The following is a 17,999-nucleotide window of genomic DNA, read 5'->3' as shown; positions in this document are numbered from 1 at the left end:
ACCTAGTTGAGTTTATTATAATTGTCTATTACTAGTTTCCAACTATCACCATAAGAATCCCATCCTCCTATTCCTTTAGCTTTTTTTTCAGCATTACTACTCATACGTTTTTGTATTTCTGGATTATCAGCTAAAAATTGCATTTTTTCTAGTATGTCGTCAGAAGAACGTATAGGTACAATAAAACCTTCTTTACTATCATCAAACAAATCTACACCTCCACTATTTGTTGTGGTAATAATTGGACAGCCACACGCTAAGGATTCTCCTAACACCATTCCAAAACCATCTTCTATACTTGGCATAACAAATACATGCGAAACACTATAATAGTCTTTTAGTACTGCATTACTAACATTTCCTTTAAAAATTATCTTATCTAAATTTTCATTAGTTAATAAAAATTTTATTTCTTTGGAGACACTTCCAATAATTAAAAATTCTTTGTTTGGATGTTCTAATCTTTGAAATGCTTTTAACGCATACATAAACCCCTTTCTTAAAGATACGCCACCAACCCAAATTACTCTAAACACATCTATTGGTGTTATTTTAGTCTTTTGGAATCTTGATAAATTTATACCATAAGGAATTTTAGTTATTTTATTTTCATTAATACCTTTATCTATATAAGAGTTCTTTGCAAATGTAGAGGGTATAGTTATCTTGTCTGCAAAATTATATTCTTCCAACTCTTTGTCAATTATACGAGGATCGATCCCTTTATAAACAAAACCCCATTTCTCATATTCTTCTCTCAGAATTTCATCTTGAAATTGAATATGTGTTGATCCTCTATCACAAATATATATACCACCTTTCTTTTTTGCAACTTTACCTGCTTTTAATCCTGTTCCGGAAAGTGCAATTAATATAGTAGGCTTATCTATTTTAGAAGCGGCATAACTATCTACTAGAAGCTTATCATACCAAACCCAAGCTTTATTCAACCAATCGTACTTATCCAAGCCTATCACGTTTCTTTTCATATACGGTGCATGTAGATAAGGAAAAGTTTTAATTTTATTTATATCTATTCCTTTCTCATCTTTTAATTTAAATTTAGGATACCCTGTAAAAACTTTATCTAATAGTCCAAATCTTTCCATTTGCCTTGCTAGATGAAAATGATGAAATCTACCAATTGATATTTGAGTTACTTTCATGACAATTACGTTATTGATATTTTAAAATGAGAAATATTTTATTTTTTACTTACAATTTTTTTTATGGCCATATTTAAATTTAATCCTTGAAAAATCTCTATAAATTTCATCTCCATCATACTTATACTTTTAGGAATAATTATAAATGCCATAATTATATCTAAAATAATAGCTCCTATTGCTGCACCTAATAAACCAAAACCTGAAGATAATAGATAAGTAAATATTACAGATACAATTGCGCTAATTACACCTGCAATAGCAAAAACATATGGTTCATTTTTTGCTCTGAATATAGGTTCTGAAGACCACCAAAGGGAATTAAACAATATACCTATTAAAAAAACATACCATACAGACGGTTCTACATACAATTGTTTTTGTGTCCATATTCCATAAAACCACAGACCAAACACTGCTAAAAATATTACTCCTAAAACAGAAAGTATAAAAGAAGAAAGTACACCTATTTTAAAAATTTTATTAGCTTTAGATGTATTTCCAGCACCAATTTCGTATTGCAATTCAGGAAAAATACTAGAACTGATTATATTTAAAACTTGATTTACAGACCTACTTAATGTGCGTACTGTATTAAATACAGCTACTGACTCAGGTCCCAAGACAATTCTAACCACAAAAGTAGTACCTTGAAAATAAATAGCTTGCCAACCTGGAAACAACATGTATCCAATACCTTTGGATGTTATATTTTTTATTTCTAATTTATCTTTAATTCCTTTGTATTTATGAAATCCTTCCAACATTTTACTCCCTCTATACCAATAAAAAAAATTAAAGAATACGATTACAATTAACTGAGAAATAGCAAAAGCAACTATACCATATCCAAATAAAAGTACTAACATCCCTGCACCCAAATTTAACAAAGATTTTAAAGTTTGTAAGTTAATACTTAAAGATGCTTTTCTTGCTGATCTATAATAGGATTCTATAAGCTGCGTGTAAAAATTTAAAAATCTGGCTAATATCAAAACAGAAACAGCAATTATAGCATCGTATTTTTCAATAATCGATTTTTCGAAAACATCAAAATGATTAAGTATCAATAATACTACTACGCTTACAAACATTGCTATAACTAACATAGTAGAAATTATCCTAATAGCTGCTTTGTTTATATTAGCGGCCTTTTGTTTTTGACCCGATGCATATGCTAAAACAAAACTATTGGCAGCTGCAGAACCAAAACCTAAATCAGAAAATGCAAATACACTAGGTATTATTGTAAGTGTTAACCATTCACCATAGTAAGCAGCACCCCAGCTAGTGATAAAAAAAGGCACTAAAAATAGCTGTTCTAACATTCTTACACCTCTTGTAAGTATAGAAGCAAAACCATTTTTTAAAATATTTTTTTTTACTGTTGACATAAAATTATTAAAAATTAGTGTTTAAAACATTTAAACTAGGAATATATCCTCCATCTAATTTATTTAATTCTTTATTATTATACCCATAGAAATGAATATTATTGGCCTTAGCAGCTTCATAATCATTGATTGAATCTCCAATTAAACATGTTTCTCTTAAAATATAATTATGCTTTTTTAATAAATTTTTAACCAATACTTTTTTGGGAGTAGGTGAACCTTCAATAGATAAAAAATAGGGTGTCAAACCTAATTCTTTACATAAAAACCGTAATTCTTCTCCGTCAGAACCTGAAACAATATGAAAATGATACTTTTGATAATTTGATTTGATAAATGATACAGCATCTAATATTAGATTTTTAGGGTTTGTTAATTCCTTTTTCATTAACACAGAAAAATTTTCTGCATAAAGCATTACTTTTTCTTCTGTAATACTTTCACCCAAAATATTTTCATAAAAATATCTGATTTTCACATATCTAGACAGTCCTCCATTAGCACGATGATATTTTAATAGTTCTGAAACTTGTTGAGCATCAAAATTTTTAAAAATCTCTTCGAAACCCCAATCTCTAACAACCATCGAATCTAAAATGACACCATCAAAATCCCACAATATGTTTTTTTTATTGAACATCAACACTGTATTTTAATTTGTACACCATTTCTGCTAATAAAAAATCATCGGGCCAATCTACATCTATTTTTTCATAGCCTTCTGATTGTAACAAATAAGGTTTATGACCAATTCTATCTTTTAAATTTATGTAATTATCTCTTTTATTAATAAAATAACCACTATTAATTTCATATAAAGGAGCTAAAGTTTGTGTTCTAGGCCACTTTTCTTTTTCTCTGTCATAATTGTTGGGTTTACCATCTTCATTCCATAAAAAAGTTTGAATTTTATTCACCGTCATTAAGCTATCGTAACCTTCATCTAAATTTTCATAATATTTTTTAATTCCTCTGTTCAATGAATCGGAAGTAATAAAAGGAGAAGTTACGTGAGTCCATAAAATGTGCTCATCTTCAATTATAGTCGGTACATAATCTACCAAATCATCTGTACTGGTAGATGATAATGCTAAATGTTCTGGTCGAATATCAATTGAAATTTTCTTGTGAGGAATAGCTTCTGCAATATCGATAACTTTTTGGTCATTGGTAGAAAGAACGATTTTATCAACCAAAGTAGCATTAATTAAACTACGTAACTTTACTTCTAATAACCCCCCTTCGATACCAGCAAATTCTTTGGTATTCTTGTTGGGTATCCTTTGGCTACCTGCTCTACATGGTAAAAATACGGTCATAGTAATGTGATATTTGTTTACTTATAACAAAAAAAAATGGCCTTAGATTTTCTTATTATTGATTATATATTCTATTTTTTATTTAACTGAGTTACCACCTTTTTAAATGCATCTAAAACAATACCCACATCTACTGCATAAGAAATATATTGCACCCCTATTTCTTTCCACATTTTAGCATCTTCAAATGATTCTGTAAAAGTACCCATCATTTTTCCATTTTCCTGTGCAATATTTATTGCTTTTTTCATTGTTTCTATAACTTTGTTGTGTTTTATTTCACCGGGAACACCACATGATTGCGACAAATCATAACATCCTATAAAAATAATATCGATTCCTTCTACTTGAACAATCTCCTTTAAGTTTTCTATACCTTTTAAACCTTCAATATGAATAATGGTAGCTATAGAATTGTTTGAGTTTTTAAAATAATCTGCACTACTTACATTCGTATATTCAGCAGCACGAACATATCTACACATACCTCTATTTCCTATCGGATAAAATTTGGTACACTCAACTACTTTTTGAGCATCTTTTACCGTTGATACTTGTGGCACTTGAATGCATTTTACACCTATATCTAACAGTCGTAAAATAAGTGTTTCGTTATTTTCCGTTACACGAACTACCGGTACAATTCCTTTAGCTTCAGCTGCTCTTATCATATTTTGTACGGAAGTAACATCATGCGGCCCATGTTCCATATCAATAATAATAAAATCAAAACCGCTTAAAGCCGCAAGTTCTATAATTGTAGGATCTTGCATTTTACAAAAAGGTCCATAAAGAAATTTTTGATTAGTTATTTTATCGATAAGTATGTTCTTTTTCATATATATTTAAAAAGTAGTCAATAGGCAAGGTCTTCTTTATTTTTCTATCTCCCTTTCTATATCAAACTATAAATAGAAGATACGTTTACATTTTTATACTTCGTTGGTGTCAAAAATTCTATTTGCACACCTCCTGTATTCATAACATCTTCCAAGATAATTTGATTTTCTCTTGCCATTACAAACTGATTTTGATTTAAACTTAAATCGTATCCATCAAAACCAATATAGTACAAGTGATTCACCCCTAAATCAATGGCTATTTGAGTTGCTATAGCCATAGGTGATTCTGTATCTAAATCAGTAAAAGTAATTCTTTCCAACTCTTTTGATACTTTTATTATGCTATCAGGGATAGTTGTTCCCATTTTACGAGGGAAAGGAGGATACACACATACTTGTGTTACTTTAGAAAAATCACCAATTTGTTTTAATAACTTTTCACTTTCAAAACCTACCAAACCATAGTACTGGTCACAGTCAATGTCTAAATATTCTGTTACTTGGCGTGTACCCGCATGAATTAAACACGCATCTTGTCCTGCACCTTCAAAAAATTTCTTTACAGCTGTTTTGTGTTCTTTGGCAGTTTTACCTCCTCCTAAAATTATAGCTTTACTATATTTAGACTCTTTTTTTAATGTAGCTAACTTTAAATTATCTGCGACTTCTTGTTTTTTATTATTTAATGCATTGATAATACTACCCAAAGGATAACGATTCATCCCCACCCATTCCATCACTTGTTTTTGTGGCAAAGATTTGGCTCCAGAAAACATATAAGGCAAACTTGTACCCCATTGATAATGCTTACGCATCTCTTCAAACTCACTAACTACACTACTTAACTCATTATACGCAATCGGTAAGTTTTCTGCACTTTCTAAATAAGTAAGTAATAATTCTGTTTTTAAATTTCCTGCTCCACGTCCCATACCCGTAATTGTGGCATCTAAAATCTCACAACCAGCCTCTTTTGCTGTAATAGTATTGATAAGTGCCATTTCTAGATTATCATGTCCATGAAAACCAATGGGTACACTTGTTTTACTACGGACCATAGTAATGGTATCTTTTACATCTTGTGGCATTACTCCACCATAAGAATCTACCATATAAAAATAATCAATCACATCATCTACCCCAACTAAAGCATCTAAAAAAGAAGGATCATTTTTCCAATTAGACATGTACATTACATTAAATGCCACCTCAAAACCGGCCGCCTTTACTGTTTTTGCCAATTCAATTGCACGCACCATATTTTTAGGATCAATCGCCATACGAACCATAGCTACATATGGTTTACAAGGATCTAACAATCCCTCATCTATATGCGAAGACCTTATATCTTTTTCATTTAAGATAATGACCAACTTTTTATTAGGCATTAAACTTTTTAGTCGTTTCAAAACATATTCTGGACAGTAAAAGTACTCGCCTAAATATCCTTTCATCGCCATACTTCGATATCCTACTTCCACATAATCAATGGGTAAAGCCTCCATTGCTGCAGCATACTCTGCCACCAAAGCTTCATCAAAATCCCAGTTCGTATAATAACCTCCATCTCTTAGTGTGCAATCTAATAATTTCATGTTTTTTTATTTGTAGTTTAATACTAACTTATATTTTGATTAAACAAAATTCTACTCAACCTGTTTTAAAATTTCATGCCCTGCTTTTAACAGATCTACATCCTTTTTCATAAGTGCTACATCACCTTCCATCATATCTTTTACCAAACCTGCTAAATCATATTCTGGCACCCAACCTAATTGTTCTTTAGCTTTTGTTGGGTCTCCTAGTAATAAATCTACTTCTGTTGGACGGAAATAAGATGGATCTACAGACAATACTTCTTTACCTATTGCTACTTGAAATTCTTCTTTATTACAAGTAACTACATAGGCTTTTTCATCTACACCTTCTCCTTTAAACTCTACTTCGATACCCACTTCACTAAAAGCCATACGAACAAAATCCCTTACTGTAGTCGTTACTCCTGTGGCAATTACCCAATCTTCTGCTTTGTCGGCTTGTAAAATCATCCACATCATGCGTACATAATCTTTGGCATGTCCCCAGTCACGTTTGGCTTCTAAATTCCCTAAAAAGACTTTGTCTTGCAAGCCTAAGGCAATTTTTGCTACAGCACGTGTAATCTTTCTAGTTACAAAAGTTTCACCTCTTCTTGGCGATTCGTGGTTGAATAACAACCCATTACAAGCAAACATGTCATAGGCTTCTCGATAGTTCTTGGTAATCCAAAAACCGTAAATTTTAGCTACTCCATAAGGAGAACGAGGATATAATGGGGAGTTTTCATCGTAAAAACCGCGTTCATTTTTATTTTCTGGCAAACCGCCAAACAATTCAGACGTAGATGCCTGATATATTCTGGTTTTTTTAGTTAAGCCTAACAAACGTACCGCTTCTAAAACTCGTAAAGTACCTAATGCATCTACATTACCAACATATTCTGGCATGTCAAAAGAAACCTTTACATGTGACATCGCCCCTAAGTTGTAAATTTCATCCGGCTTGCATTCTTGAATAATACGTGTTAGATTCATAGAATCTGTTAAATCTCCATAATGTAACTTTAATCTTTGGTTTGGATCATGAGGGTCTTGGTATAAATGGTCAATTCTATCTGTATTAAACAGAGAAGATCTTCTTTTAATACCATGTACTTCATAGCCTTTCTCTAATAATAACTCTGCTAAGTACGATCCATCTTGACCTGTAATTCCTGTGATTAATGCAACTTTCATATTTTTTTTATTTCGTTGTTCGTTGTTCGTTGTTCGTTTTACGATGGTCGAGAAACGAAAATCGATAATCTATCTCAATGATTTTATCAATTTATGCAACATCATTTTTATTCTTGTAAAGACTTCATACAATTGTATATATTCATTTTCTAAAATATAGTTCAGGTCTTTTGCTAAAAACAACTGGTAGTTGGCTTCTTCTAAAGATCCTTTCGCAATGTACAAGAATTGTATGAATTCCTATTTATATTGTCTACCCTGCCCTTAAATAATATTTGTAGGCACACTGCTTATACTTCTTCTTATTTGAGAAGTTAAGCCATAATTTTCGGAGGATGGAAACTTGGCAGAAATTTTATAAACAGCCAAAGTAAGCTGATGTGATAATTTCCAAACTTCAAGTTTACATTCCATAATTTTGTTGTTGTTGTTGTTGTTGTTCGTTGTTCGTTGTTCGTTGTTCGTTGTTCGTTGTTCGTTGTTCGTTGTTCGTTGTTCGTGTTTCGATTCTCGCTGTTCGTGTTTCGTTGCTCGATGGACGAGGAACGACTTCTACATTTTCACTTCCTTAAAACGATCTATATGTTCCAAAAACCAATCGTAGGTTTTTTCTATACCTTCTTGCAAATCTGTGGAATACTTCCAACCTATGGCTTTCATTTTAGAAACATCCATTAATTTTCTTGGTGTTCCGTCTGGTTTTTCAGAATCCCAAACAATGGTTCCTTGATGACCTGTTACTTTTTGAATCGTTTCTGCCAATTCTATAATGGTAATGTCTGTACCTGAACCTACATTGTACAAATGTTCTGGCAATTGATTTTCTAATGCATACACCACGGCTTCTGCCATATCATCTACAAACAAAAACTCACGCATTGGCGTTCCGCTTCCCCATAATACAACATCAGCATTATTATTAGCTTTTGCCTCGTGAAACTTACGGATCATCGCTGGTAATACATGGGAAGTCTTTAAATCGAAATTATCAAAATAACCATACAAATTGGTCGGCATTAAACTTACATAATCCTTACCAAATTGTTTTCTGATTGCTTCACAAGCTTTTACCCCAGTAATTTTGGCAATGGCATACCATTCATTGGTCGGTTCTAAAGAATCTGTTAATAAATATTCTTCTTTTAAAGGCTGTGGTGCAAACTTTGGGTAGATACACGAGCTTCCTAAAAAAATAAATTTATCAATTCCTGATTTTAAAGAACCATCTATCAAGCTGTTCTGTATTTGCATGTTCTCCATGATAAACTGATATGGAAAATCATTATTGGCTAAAATACCACCTACTCTTGCAGCAGCATCAATAATAGCATCAGGTTTCTCTTCTTGAAGAAACTGAAAAACGGCTTCTTGATTTTTTAAATCTAGCTCCTTACTAGTTCTCCCAATTAAATTAGTATATCCTTTTTTTTCTAAAGCTCTCCAAACTGCAGATCCCACCATCCCTCGATGACCTGCAATGTATATTTTCGAATTCTTTTCCATATATGTAATATACTTCTACTTTTTACCTATTTGATAATATTCAAAACCTTCTTTGTCTAAATTAAAAGCATTGTATTGATTTCTACCATCAAAAATGATAGGTGATTTTAATTGTTGTTTGATTTCGTGGAAATCTGGAGAACGAAACTCTTTCCATTCTGTTAAGAGTATCAAAGCATCTGCCCCAAATAAAACTTCATATTTGGAATTACAATATTCTAAATTAGCAACTCCTTTTAAATAAAAATGTTCTGCTTCTTCTCTAGCCTTAGGGTCATAGGCTTTAACTTTTGCTCCTCTTTTCACCAATTCTTTAATGGTATAAATAGAAGGAGCTTCTCGCATATCATCGGTACCGGGTTTAAAAGCTAAACCCCACAAACCAAAGGTAAATCCAGACAAATCTTCTCCAAACCTCGCTACAATTTTCTTAGCAATAGATAACTTTTGAGCGTCATTTACATTTTCAACAGACTCAATTAAATTCGCTTTATAGCCGTTTTCTTCGGCAATCTTTTTTAAAGCTTTTACATCTTTCGGAAAACAAGAACCTCCATAACCTGCACCAGGATAAATAAAACTATACCCAATTCTTTTATCAGAACCAATTCCTATTCTTACTTTATTTGCATCTGCACCCACGCGCTCACAAATATTTGCAATCTCGTTCATAAATGAAATTTTGGTCGCCAACATGGTATTAGCAGCATATTTTGTCATTTCAGCAGAACGAATATCCATGGTTATAAAACGATCATGAGTTCTAAAAAACGGCGAATACAATTGCTTCATTTTATCAAAAGCATACTCAGAATCCGCACCAATTACCACACGATCGGGCTTCATAAAATCATCAATCGCTGCGCCTTCTTTTAAAAATTCTGGATTTGAAACCACATCAAATTCCAAGGCCACCTCTCTTTTATCCAATTCAGCTTGTATAGTAGCCTTTACTTTATCTGCTGTTCCAATTGGCACTGTAGATTTATCAACCACGATCAAACGTTTTTGCATGGTTTCTCCTATCGATTTGGCAACTGCTAATACATATTGCAAATCCGCAGAACCATCATCTCCCATAGGCGTACCCACAGCAATAAAAACAATAACAGCAGCATCAATGGCTTCAGCTAAATTGGTAGTAAAAAACAAATTTTTATTTTTAACGTTTTTCAATACCATGCTTTCTAAACCTGGTTCAAAAATTGGAATAATGCCTTCTTCAAGTTTATCAATTTTTTTTTGATCAATATCTACACAAGTAACTTTGTTTCCCATTTCTGCAAAACAAGTCCCTGACACTAAACCTACATATCCAGAACCAATAACAGCTATATTCATGCTTTATGCTTTTTTAGACTTTACTTCCTCTTTTAAATTTTCTTTTTCTTGTACTTCTCTACGTAAACCACTGCTCGAAAAACGGTGTTCTCTTTTATTGTAAAAAAGTTCTATCCCAGATTCTTCGCAATATTTGCGACCTGTGTATTGTTTATTCATATATTCATCCCCAACAATACGCACATCTATTTTAAAAGAGCGTAATACATCTTCTAAATCTTGCTCTGTAGCATAAGGTACAATCTCATCCACAAACTTACAGCCTTTTAATTGGATGTAGCGTTCTACTACAGATTGAATCGGTCTATTTTTTTCTGGACGATCTAAGGTTGGGTCGGTTTGCAAACCACAGATTAAATAATCACATTCTTGTTTTGCGTCTTCTAACATTTTTACATGCCCTGCATGAAACAAATCGAAAGCACTGAAAGTAATACCAATTTTCATGTTAATTTATTTTTATTCTTTTTGGTTGATAATTTTTGATTTCTACTTGTTACTCCTTACCTTTAAGCAACCAGGAAGAAGATTGTATTTTGTCACCTAAACCATCGATTAAGGCTACACCCAATTCTTTACAAGTAGGCACTTCTGGAATAGAGTTGTTGTTTTGGTCTCCACCATTGGCAAAAGCAAAATCATAGGCATCCCCATATTCTTTGACCAAATGCGCAATACTTGCACAAACAGTACGATCTTGATCTACAGAAATAATCGCATTGTCTACTGCTTTGATATTACTAACTATAATTAAACGTTCGTCTTCTTTTTGAAATGCTTTAGAACCTTTTAACTCCCTTTGTAAATCACTGTTTACAATTACAAATAGCTCATCAGCTAAGGATTTGGCATTATTAAAGTACTCTAAATGCCCTTTATGAATAGGATTAAAATAACCAGAAACGATAATTGCTTTCTTTTTCATTGTTACATTTTTAATTAATACTGAGACAAATATATGTTTATTTATTTAACTACAAAATGGATGTTTTTCCCCTTTTTTAAGAATTGTTAAATTCCTAATGTCATGTACTATTTTTATAGATTCTTCAGAATCAACCAATCCGAAACCGTTTCCTTTTATGATTTCTTCATAACTACGATTATGCAATTCTGTAAATCCTGAACTGAACTCAATTTCTTCTTCATTCACGGTGATCGATCTATAAGTTCTTTGCCCTTTTTGCTTAACCGCTTCTGGTAAAGAATTTTCATCGATAGACAAAAACCAGCGTACTCTGGCTTTTTCAAATTCTAAATAACCAGAAGCCTTATTTTGCGTCCTTAAATGTACAATATTTTCTTGAACTGCTCCAAAAATCCAAGAAAGCATGTCGTAAAAATGCACACCTATATTAGTCGCAATCCCTCCTGACTTGCTTTCATCACCTTTCCAAGAAATATCATACCAACGTCCTCGAGAAGTAATATAGGTTAGGTTTACTTCGTATTTTTGATTGGAATTAGCAGCTTCTACTTTATTTTTTAAAGCAATGATACTCGGATGCAATCGTAATTGTAAAATAGTATTTATCTTCTTCCCCGACTCTTTTTCAATATCTTTTAAAGCATCTATATTCCACGGATTTAAGACCAAAGGTTTTTCGCAAATGGCATCTGCTCCTCTTCTTAATGCCATGCGAATATGTGAATCGTGCAGATAATTAGGTGTACAGATTGATACATAATCCAAATGTGTTCCATTTCTTTTTAACTTTTCGATATGACGATCAAAACGCTCAAATTCTACAAAGAAATCTGCTTTTGGGAAATAACGATCCATAATCCCTACGCTATCAAACTTATCTAAAGCCGCAATTAAGTTATTATTAGTTTCTTTAATGGCTTGTAAATGCCTTGGAGCGATATAACCAGCTGCTCCTATTAATGCAAAATTCTTCATTTATATTTTCCGCTTTTTTGCTGTACTTATTCGTGATTCGTTTATCTATGTTCGTTGTTGAGTTCTAATTCCAAACCATTTACTTCCAACACTCAACTTTTTTTTTATTTCAAGACTATCTTCTCTTCCTCCTATTTGTCATAATTCGTAATTTATAATTCCCCTTATTTTTAACCAAAAACTAAGACTGAGAACTGTGAACCTACAAACTCTTATCCTTAACCTTTAAAAAATTCTTAATATCATAAATTACAGATTTACTTCTTTGTAATTCACTTATATCAATTTCTTTGAAATCATTGTGTGCTACTGCCAAAACAATAGCTCCGTATTTATGTTCAGTTAAACCTTCTAATAAACTGATTTGATACTCCTCAAAAACCTCTTCTTTTTGTGCCCATGGATCGTATATATCAATATCTACTCCGTAACTTTTTAAAGCATGATATAAATCGACCACCTTTGTATTTCGAATATCTGGACAGTTCTCTTTAAAAGTAATCCCTAAAATTAAAACCTTAGCACCTTTTATTTTTACCTCTTTATTAATCATCAACTTGATGACTTCTGAAGCAATATGACTACCCATACTATCATTTAATCGTCTACCTGATAGTATAATTTCTGGATAATAACCAAATTGCTGTGCTTTTTGCGCCAAATAAAATGGATCTACACCTATGCAATGACCACCTACTAAACCCGGTTTAAAAGGAAGAAAATTCCATTTTGTTGCGGCTGCCTCTAAAACATCACTGGTATTAATGTTCATTAAACTAAAAATCTTAGCCAATTCATTTACAAAGGCAATATTAATATCTCTTTGGCAATTTTCTATAATTTTAGCAGCCTCTGCCACCTTTATTGAAGGTGCTAAATGTGTTCCGTTTTTTAATACAGATTTATATAAATCATTCACTTTTTTTGCAGTTGCAGGAGTAGAACCAGAAGTTACTTTTAGTATACTTTCTACCGTTCTTACTTTATCTCCAGGGCTAATTCTTTCTGGCGAATACCCTACAAAAAAATCTTCATTAAAACTTAAATTAGAATGTTTTTCTAAAACAGGAATACAATCTTCTTCAGTTGCCCCTGGATAGACTGTAGATTCATAGATAACAATATCTTCTTTCTTTAAATATTTTGCGATGGTTTTACTAGCTGATAACAATGGCTTTAAAACAGGCTGATTATTTTTATCCACAGAGGTAGGTACTGTTACAATAAAGTAATTGCAAGTTTGCAAACTATTCGAATCTGTAGTAATATACAAACCCTTTGCAGCACGTTCTTCATTTACAATAACTTGCTTTAAAAGCGTATCATCTACCTCTTGGGTTTCATCGATTCCTTCTTGCAGTTTTGCAACTCTTTGCGTGTTAATATCAAAACCAACCACAGGATATTTTGTAGCAAATAATCGCGCTAGCGGCAAACCTACATACCCTAAACCAATGATTGCTATTTTTATTTTTTGCATTAACTAACGTAAATAATTATAAGTCTACGAATGTACAAAAAAGGTTTTTTATGTATGAATGAAAAGCAAAAAATTCGAAATAAAAAGACACAGTTATTTTAAACAACTCTTAAAAAAAAGAATAAAGTTCATGTTTTTTTACTAACCATGCTATATATGAAATTCACACATTACTATCTAAAAAACAAGACAATTTTAATTCCCCTCATTACATTATTCAATAACACAAATAACATTCATTTCTCAATATCTAAAAAAATTGATAAAAAAAAGAACAAATTTAAAACTTAAATTTACAAATTGCTCAACACAAAAAATTACTATAATTATTTTTAGCGAACAATAAATGTAGCAATAAACTTTTACCTTATTGAAGAAATTGAGAGCTCCTTAAGTTTTTAAAGCGCCTATAAATTTTTGAATGGCTTTTTTACTTTTCCAATTATTACTTGTCGTTCTCAGTTCAATGCCTTTAATCATGCCTCAAACTTTTTACGACACACCATAACTAAAACTTCAATACTCAAAAGAACACCTTTTATAATTAGAATTGTGCTTTCAAACTACATATTCAACATCTTTAGCTCCCCTATACATATCTATCAAGATTTTTAAGTATTAAAACATCAGAAGCAATTCATAGCTAAATAAAAAAATCCTTTACTATAATAGTAAAGGATTTTTGAAGTGGGCAATAAGGGATTCGAACCCCTGACCCCTTGGGTGTAAACCAAGTGCTCTGAACCAACTGAGCTAATTGCCCTTTTATATTTTAATTCCTAAGGTAGGAATTTAATCACTTTTATAATTTTAATTTTTCAAAACCAAAATTGATAATTTCTAAAACAACTAAGACAATTACCTTAAGCGGTTGCAAATATAACACTGTTTTTGAATCTGACAAACAAAAAATGAAATTTATTTTAAATTATTTCTGCAACCACAAAAGTACTACCACCAACATAAACTATATCTTGCTGATTTGCATTTATTAAGGCGTCTGTATACGCATTTTTTACAGATGAATATTTTTTTCCATTTAAATCGAAATTTCTTGCTTTTAATTGTAATTCATCTTCAGAAAGCCCTCTTGGGATATCAGGTTTACAAAAATAATAGGTAGCCGTTTTTGGGAAAAGAGGTAAAACCTCATCTAATTTCTTATCAGAAACAACACCTAACACAATATGCAACTTTGTAAACTTTTCTTTTTTTAATTGATTCAGCACTATTTCTAAACCTTCTTTGTTGTGAGCAGTATCACAAATAACTTTTGGATTATCTTGTAAAATCTGCCACCTTCCTTTTAAATTGGTATTTCTTACCACATTTAATAACCCTTTTTTAATATTTTCTTCTGAAACTATAAATCCATATAGTTTTTGTATTGTTAACACTGCTGTTTTCGTATTTTTTTGCTGATAATCACCCAATAAATCACTTGTATAATTTTGTATAATATCCGAAGCAAAAAAGAGTGCTGAATTTGTTTCTTTTACTTTTTCTAAAAAAACGTCTCTAACCTCTGTTTGCTCTTCACCAATAATTACAGGAATCATATCTTTAATAATCCCTGCTTTTTCAAAAGCAATTTCTGGCAAGGTTTCTCCTAAGAATTGTGTATGATCTAGTCCTATATTTGTAATTACTGAAATTTCTGGCATTATAATATTAGTAGAATCTAACCTACCACCTAAACCGACTTCAACAATAGCTATATCTACTTTTTCTTTTGCAAAATAATCGAAAGCTAAGCCTACTGTCATTTCAAAAAAAGACAGTTTTTGCTTTTCTAAAAATCCCTTATGGCTATTGATAAATGATATAACTTTACTTTGCGGAATTTCATTACCATTAATACGAATTCGCTCTGTAAAGTTTTTTAGATGTGGTGATGTATATAAACCCACCTTATAACCTGCTTCTTGTAAAATTGAAGCCAACATATGAGAAGTTGATCCTTTACCATTTGTACCCCCAACATGAATAGATTTAAACTTTTTTTCTGGGTGCTCTAATTCTTTAGAAAATGCTAAAATATTAGTTAAGTCTTTTTTGAATGCAGTTTTACCTTCTTTTTGATACATGGGTAATTGAGCAAACATCCATTGTAAAGTTTCTTGATAGTTCATAATTCTGATTTTAGATTCCTGCTTTTACAGGAATGACAGAATCAACAAAAATAAGCATTATTTAGAGAGAGAAAACTTATAAATAATAGTTCCTGTTTGATTTGATGGAGCTTTATCATCTGCATTCCAAGTGGTTTTTAACGCAGCTTCTTTAGCTGGTTTTAGTAAACAAGCAGCCGTATTTGTAGAACCTTTTACTCCTGGAACAGCGCTAATTACTTTTCCATTTTTATTTACTGTAATTCTTACCACAACAATACCTTCTTCTTGGCAATTTGGTTGCTCTTTGGGTTTAGACAGTGCTTTTCTACCAGCTAAATTATAATTACCACCAGAACCACTACCCGTATTTCCATAATATTTATTGGATTCTGGATCGCCATTTAATTTTCCTTTTACACCTTCTTCATTATCATCTCCTTCACCTTTAGGAGCACCATCAGAAGCATTACCATTTAACAAACTATTTAATGCATCTGTAGTTTCTTTTGATGGTTTTGGTTTAGGTTTTGGTTTTTCTTTAGGCTTCTCTTCTTTTTTTACAACCTCTTTAATAGGTTCTTTTTTTACTTCTTTTACTTTTTCCACTACAGGAACATCCTCTACAGTTTCTTCAGTAATAATTTCTTCTTCTATAATTTCATCAGGAGTTTCTTCTACAACCTCTTCTTCTATAATTTCTTCTTGTTCTTCAACCTTTGGAGTTGGTGCTTTTTTGGTATTTAAAACTGCTTCTCCACTACCATAATCTGTATCTCCAAAATTAATAGCAACCCCATATTCTTCTGGCGGATCTAAATATTGCATACCATAATTAAGTATACCAAATAGCAATAACATTAAAATTATTAATGTTATTATTGCTGATTTTCGTTTATGTTTTGTGTCTAATATTGGCATTGTTTATAAAGTTCTCGATACAATTTTCTTTATTTCAATCAGAAAATCACTCGAACTGACAATTGTATTTACTTCCCTTTTACAGCTAAAATCATTTTTAACTTATTCTTATTTGCAATATCTATCACCTTCATTACATTTTTATAAGGCACATCTTTATCACCTCTAATTACAATGGTTTTCTGTTTATCTGTACCAACACTTCTTAAAATTTCACTTTCTAGACTTGATGAACTTACCTCAGTTTTATCAATATAAAAAATAGATTTATTGGTAATTGTTACAGCAACTGATTTACTGTTTTCTGTTTTTCCACCAGCTTTGGGCAATAAAACATCTATAGCACTTACAGTAACCAAAGTAGAAGTTAGCATAAAAAATATCAGTAATAAAAAAACAATATCTGTCATTGAAGACATGTTGAATGACGGATCTACTTTATTTCTTCCTCTTAAATTCATACTTTGCTTTCAGGGTTATTAATCTTGAATCTTAAATCTTGAATTTCAAACTCCTCTAAACTGGCTCGTTTAATAAATCTAAAAACTCAACTGATTTTGCTTCCATTTGATAGACAACTTTATTGGTTCTTACCACTAAATGATTGTAGGTTATATAAGCGATAATACCCACAATTAATCCTGCAACTGTTGTTGTCATAGCTGTATATAATCCGTCAGAAAGCATTTTTATATCTATTTGTCCACCAGCATTTGCAATTTCATGAATGGCAATGATCATACCAATAACAGTTCCTAAAAAACCAATCATTGGTGCTGCTCCTGCAATTGTAGCTAAAACAGATACATTTTTTTCTAGTTGATACACTTCTAATTTACCTGCAGTTTCTATAGCTGTATTGATATCATCTAAAGGTTTACCAATTCTAGAAATACCTTTACCAATTAATCTTGCTGTAGGCGTATTTTTACTTTTACATAATGCATTTGCAGATTCTAAATTACCATTAGAAATAAAATCTTTAATTTGATTCATAAAGTTCTTATCTACTTTAGAGGCAGATTTTATTGCAAAAAAGCGTTCAAAATAAATATATAGGGCAACAGCTAACAACACAAATAGCAAAGCAATAATTATTTGTCCTCCTAAACCACCATCCATAATTAACTTATAGATAGAGAGTGTTTTTTCTTCTTGTACAGCTTCTTCTAGTAAGTCTTTATTTTCTTGAAAAAATGAAATCATTCAACTAAGTTTTTTGGTTTTATATATTAACGACTGTTC

General features: G+C 31.5%; 17 protein-coding genes, 1 tRNA gene and 1 pseudogene. All 19 read right to left on the bottom strand.

From position 1 onward, the window contains the following. Nucleotides 1-2 precede the first annotated feature (2 nt). Nucleotides 3-1,166, bottom strand: coding sequence for a glycosyltransferase family 4 protein (locus ACJJVK_RS09500; protein WP_405565508.1), 1,164 nt, complete (start codon nt 1,164-1,166; stop codon nt 3-5). 38 nt (nt 1,167-1,204) lie between these two features. Continuing rightward, nucleotides 1,205-2,560 (bottom strand): lipopolysaccharide biosynthesis protein, encoded by a 1,356-nt coding sequence (locus ACJJVK_RS09495; RefSeq protein ID WP_215993397.1) that lies wholly within the window; start codon nt 2,558-2,560, stop codon nt 1,205-1,207. A gap of 7 nt (nt 2,561-2,567) precedes the next feature. After that, entirely contained in the window at nt 2,568-3,200 is a 633-nt protein-coding gene (locus ACJJVK_RS09490; RefSeq protein ID WP_405565506.1) for an HAD family hydrolase, read from the bottom strand. Then, entirely contained in the window at nt 3,190-3,879 is a 690-nt protein-coding gene (locus ACJJVK_RS09485; protein WP_405565504.1) for a cytidylyltransferase domain-containing protein, read from the bottom strand. The genes ACJJVK_RS09490 and ACJJVK_RS09485 overlap by 11 nt, the downstream gene beginning before the upstream one ends. Nucleotides 3,880-3,950: 71 nt before the next feature. Beyond that, nucleotides 3,951-4,718: an HpcH/HpaI aldolase/citrate lyase family protein gene (locus ACJJVK_RS09480; RefSeq protein WP_215993400.1), complete on the bottom strand. Its 768-nt coding sequence runs from the start codon at nt 4,716-4,718 to the stop codon at nt 3,951-3,953. Nucleotides 4,719-4,774: 56 nt separating this feature from the next. Further along, the gene (locus ACJJVK_RS09475; RefSeq protein ID WP_303436098.1) at nt 4,775-6,247 is read right to left on the bottom strand and encodes a hypothetical protein; all 1,473 of its coding nucleotides are present in this window, start codon (nt 6,245-6,247) and stop codon (nt 4,775-4,777) included. Between the two features lie 120 nt (nt 6,248-6,367). Beyond that, nucleotides 6,368-7,495 carry a GDP-mannose 4,6-dehydratase gene (gene gmd / locus ACJJVK_RS09470; protein ID WP_405565503.1) on the bottom strand — a complete coding sequence of 376 codons (1,128 nt, stop codon included), beginning with the start codon at nt 7,493-7,495 and terminating at the stop codon, nt 6,368-6,370. Between the two features lie 69 nt (nt 7,496-7,564). Next, a pseudogene (locus ACJJVK_RS09465) lies at nt 7,565-7,909 on the bottom strand (four helix bundle protein). Between the two features lie 138 nt (nt 7,910-8,047). Then, nucleotides 8,048-8,998, bottom strand: a complete 951-nt coding sequence (locus tag ACJJVK_RS09460) for a GDP-L-fucose synthase family protein (RefSeq protein ID WP_405565501.1) — start codon at nt 8,996-8,998, stop codon at nt 8,048-8,050. Nucleotides 8,999-9,013: 15 nt separating this feature from the next. Further along, the gene (locus tag ACJJVK_RS09455) at nt 9,014-10,339 is read right to left on the bottom strand and encodes a UDP-glucose dehydrogenase family protein (protein WP_405565499.1); all 1,326 of its coding nucleotides are present in this window, start codon (nt 10,337-10,339) and stop codon (nt 9,014-9,016) included. A gap of 3 nt (nt 10,340-10,342) precedes the next feature. Further along, on the bottom strand, nt 10,343-10,786 hold the full coding sequence (locus tag ACJJVK_RS09450; RefSeq protein ID WP_215993405.1) for an adenylyltransferase/cytidyltransferase family protein: 444 nt from the start codon (nt 10,784-10,786) through the stop codon (nt 10,343-10,345). A gap of 49 nt (nt 10,787-10,835) precedes the next feature. Beyond that, on the bottom strand, nt 10,836-11,264 hold the full coding sequence (locus ACJJVK_RS09445; RefSeq protein WP_215993406.1) for an adenylyltransferase/cytidyltransferase family protein: 429 nt from the start codon (nt 11,262-11,264) through the stop codon (nt 10,836-10,838). A gap of 45 nt (nt 11,265-11,309) precedes the next feature. Further along, complete coding sequence (locus tag ACJJVK_RS09440; RefSeq protein ID WP_405565495.1) at nt 11,310-12,242, bottom strand: Gfo/Idh/MocA family oxidoreductase; 933 nt, start codon at nt 12,240-12,242, stop codon at nt 11,310-11,312. A gap of 202 nt (nt 12,243-12,444) precedes the next feature. Next, the gene (locus ACJJVK_RS09435) at nt 12,445-13,722 is read right to left on the bottom strand and encodes a nucleotide sugar dehydrogenase (protein ID WP_405565492.1); all 1,278 of its coding nucleotides are present in this window, start codon (nt 13,720-13,722) and stop codon (nt 12,445-12,447) included. 688 nt (nt 13,723-14,410) lie between these two features. Next, nucleotides 14,411-14,485 (bottom strand) — tRNA-Val (locus ACJJVK_RS09430). A 160-nt stretch (nt 14,486-14,645) separates the two neighbouring features. Beyond that, nucleotides 14,646-15,854 (bottom strand): bifunctional folylpolyglutamate synthase/dihydrofolate synthase, encoded by a 1,209-nt coding sequence (locus tag ACJJVK_RS09425; protein ID WP_405565489.1) that lies wholly within the window; start codon nt 15,852-15,854, stop codon nt 14,646-14,648. 57 nt (nt 15,855-15,911) lie between these two features. Further along, a complete protein-coding gene (locus ACJJVK_RS09420) occupies nt 15,912-16,754 on the bottom strand; it encodes an energy transducer TonB (protein ID WP_405565487.1) in 843 nt (280 codons plus the stop codon). A 68-nt stretch (nt 16,755-16,822) separates the two neighbouring features. Continuing rightward, nucleotides 16,823-17,215: an ExbD/TolR family protein gene (locus tag ACJJVK_RS09415; protein ID WP_405565484.1), complete on the bottom strand. Its 393-nt coding sequence runs from the start codon at nt 17,213-17,215 to the stop codon at nt 16,823-16,825. 55 nt (nt 17,216-17,270) lie between these two features. After that, a complete protein-coding gene (locus ACJJVK_RS09410; RefSeq protein WP_405565482.1) occupies nt 17,271-17,960 on the bottom strand; it encodes a MotA/TolQ/ExbB proton channel family protein in 690 nt (229 codons plus the stop codon). Between the last annotated feature and the right edge of the window lie 39 nt (nt 17,961-17,999).

Source organism: Polaribacter sp. Asnod6-C07 (assembly GCF_045063625.1).
Lineage (GTDB): Bacteria > Bacteroidota > Bacteroidia > Flavobacteriales > Flavobacteriaceae > Polaribacter > Polaribacter vadi_A.
Note: the sequence above shows the minus strand (reverse complement) of the source record. Positions and strands in the feature narration are given on the sequence as shown.

Bases quoted from the DNA above. Each gene is read 5' to 3' on its own strand.
- ACJJVK_RS09480 (WP_215993400.1), bottom strand. From the start codon at position 4,718: ATGAAAAAGAACATACTTATCGATAAAATAACTAATCAAAAATTTCTT.
- ACJJVK_RS09415 (WP_405565484.1), bottom strand. From the start codon at position 17,215: ATGAATTTAAGAGGAAGAAATAAAGTAGATCCGTCATTCAACATGTCT.
- ACJJVK_RS09455 (WP_405565499.1), bottom strand. From the start codon at position 10,339: ATGAATATAGCTGTTATTGGTTCTGGATATGTAGGTTTAGTGTCAGGG.
- ACJJVK_RS09495 (WP_215993397.1), bottom strand. From the start codon at position 2,560: ATGTCAACAGTAAAAAAAAATATTTTAAAAAATGGTTTTGCTTCTATA.
- ACJJVK_RS09435 (WP_405565492.1), bottom strand. From the start codon at position 13,722: ATGCAAAAAATAAAAATAGCAATCATTGGTTTAGGGTATGTAGGTTTG.
- ACJJVK_RS09450 (WP_215993405.1), bottom strand. From the start codon at position 10,786: ATGAAAATTGGTATTACTTTCAGTGCTTTCGATTTGTTTCATGCAGGG.
- ACJJVK_RS09420 (WP_405565487.1), bottom strand. From the start codon at position 16,754: ATGCCAATATTAGACACAAAACATAAACGAAAATCAGCAATAATAACA.
- ACJJVK_RS09410 (WP_405565482.1), bottom strand. From the start codon at position 17,960: ATGATTTCATTTTTTCAAGAAAATAAAGACTTACTAGAAGAAGCTGTA.
- ACJJVK_RS09460 (WP_405565501.1), bottom strand. From the start codon at position 8,998: ATGGAAAAGAATTCGAAAATATACATTGCAGGTCATCGAGGGATGGTG.
- ACJJVK_RS09490 (WP_405565506.1), bottom strand. From the start codon at position 3,200: ATGTTCAATAAAAAAAACATATTGTGGGATTTTGATGGTGTCATTTTA.
- ACJJVK_RS09500 (WP_405565508.1), bottom strand. From the start codon at position 1,166: ATGAAAGTAACTCAAATATCAATTGGTAGATTTCATCATTTTCATCTA.
- ACJJVK_RS09440 (WP_405565495.1), bottom strand. From the start codon at position 12,242: ATGAAGAATTTTGCATTAATAGGAGCAGCTGGTTATATCGCTCCAAGG.
- ACJJVK_RS09485 (WP_405565504.1), bottom strand. From the start codon at position 3,879: ATGACCGTATTTTTACCATGTAGAGCAGGTAGCCAAAGGATACCCAAC.
- gmd (WP_405565503.1), bottom strand. From the start codon at position 7,495: ATGAAAGTTGCATTAATCACAGGAATTACAGGTCAAGATGGATCGTAC.
- ACJJVK_RS09445 (WP_215993406.1), bottom strand. From the start codon at position 11,264: ATGAAAAAGAAAGCAATTATCGTTTCTGGTTATTTTAATCCTATTCAT.
- ACJJVK_RS09425 (WP_405565489.1), bottom strand. From the start codon at position 15,854: ATGAACTATCAAGAAACTTTACAATGGATGTTTGCTCAATTACCCATG.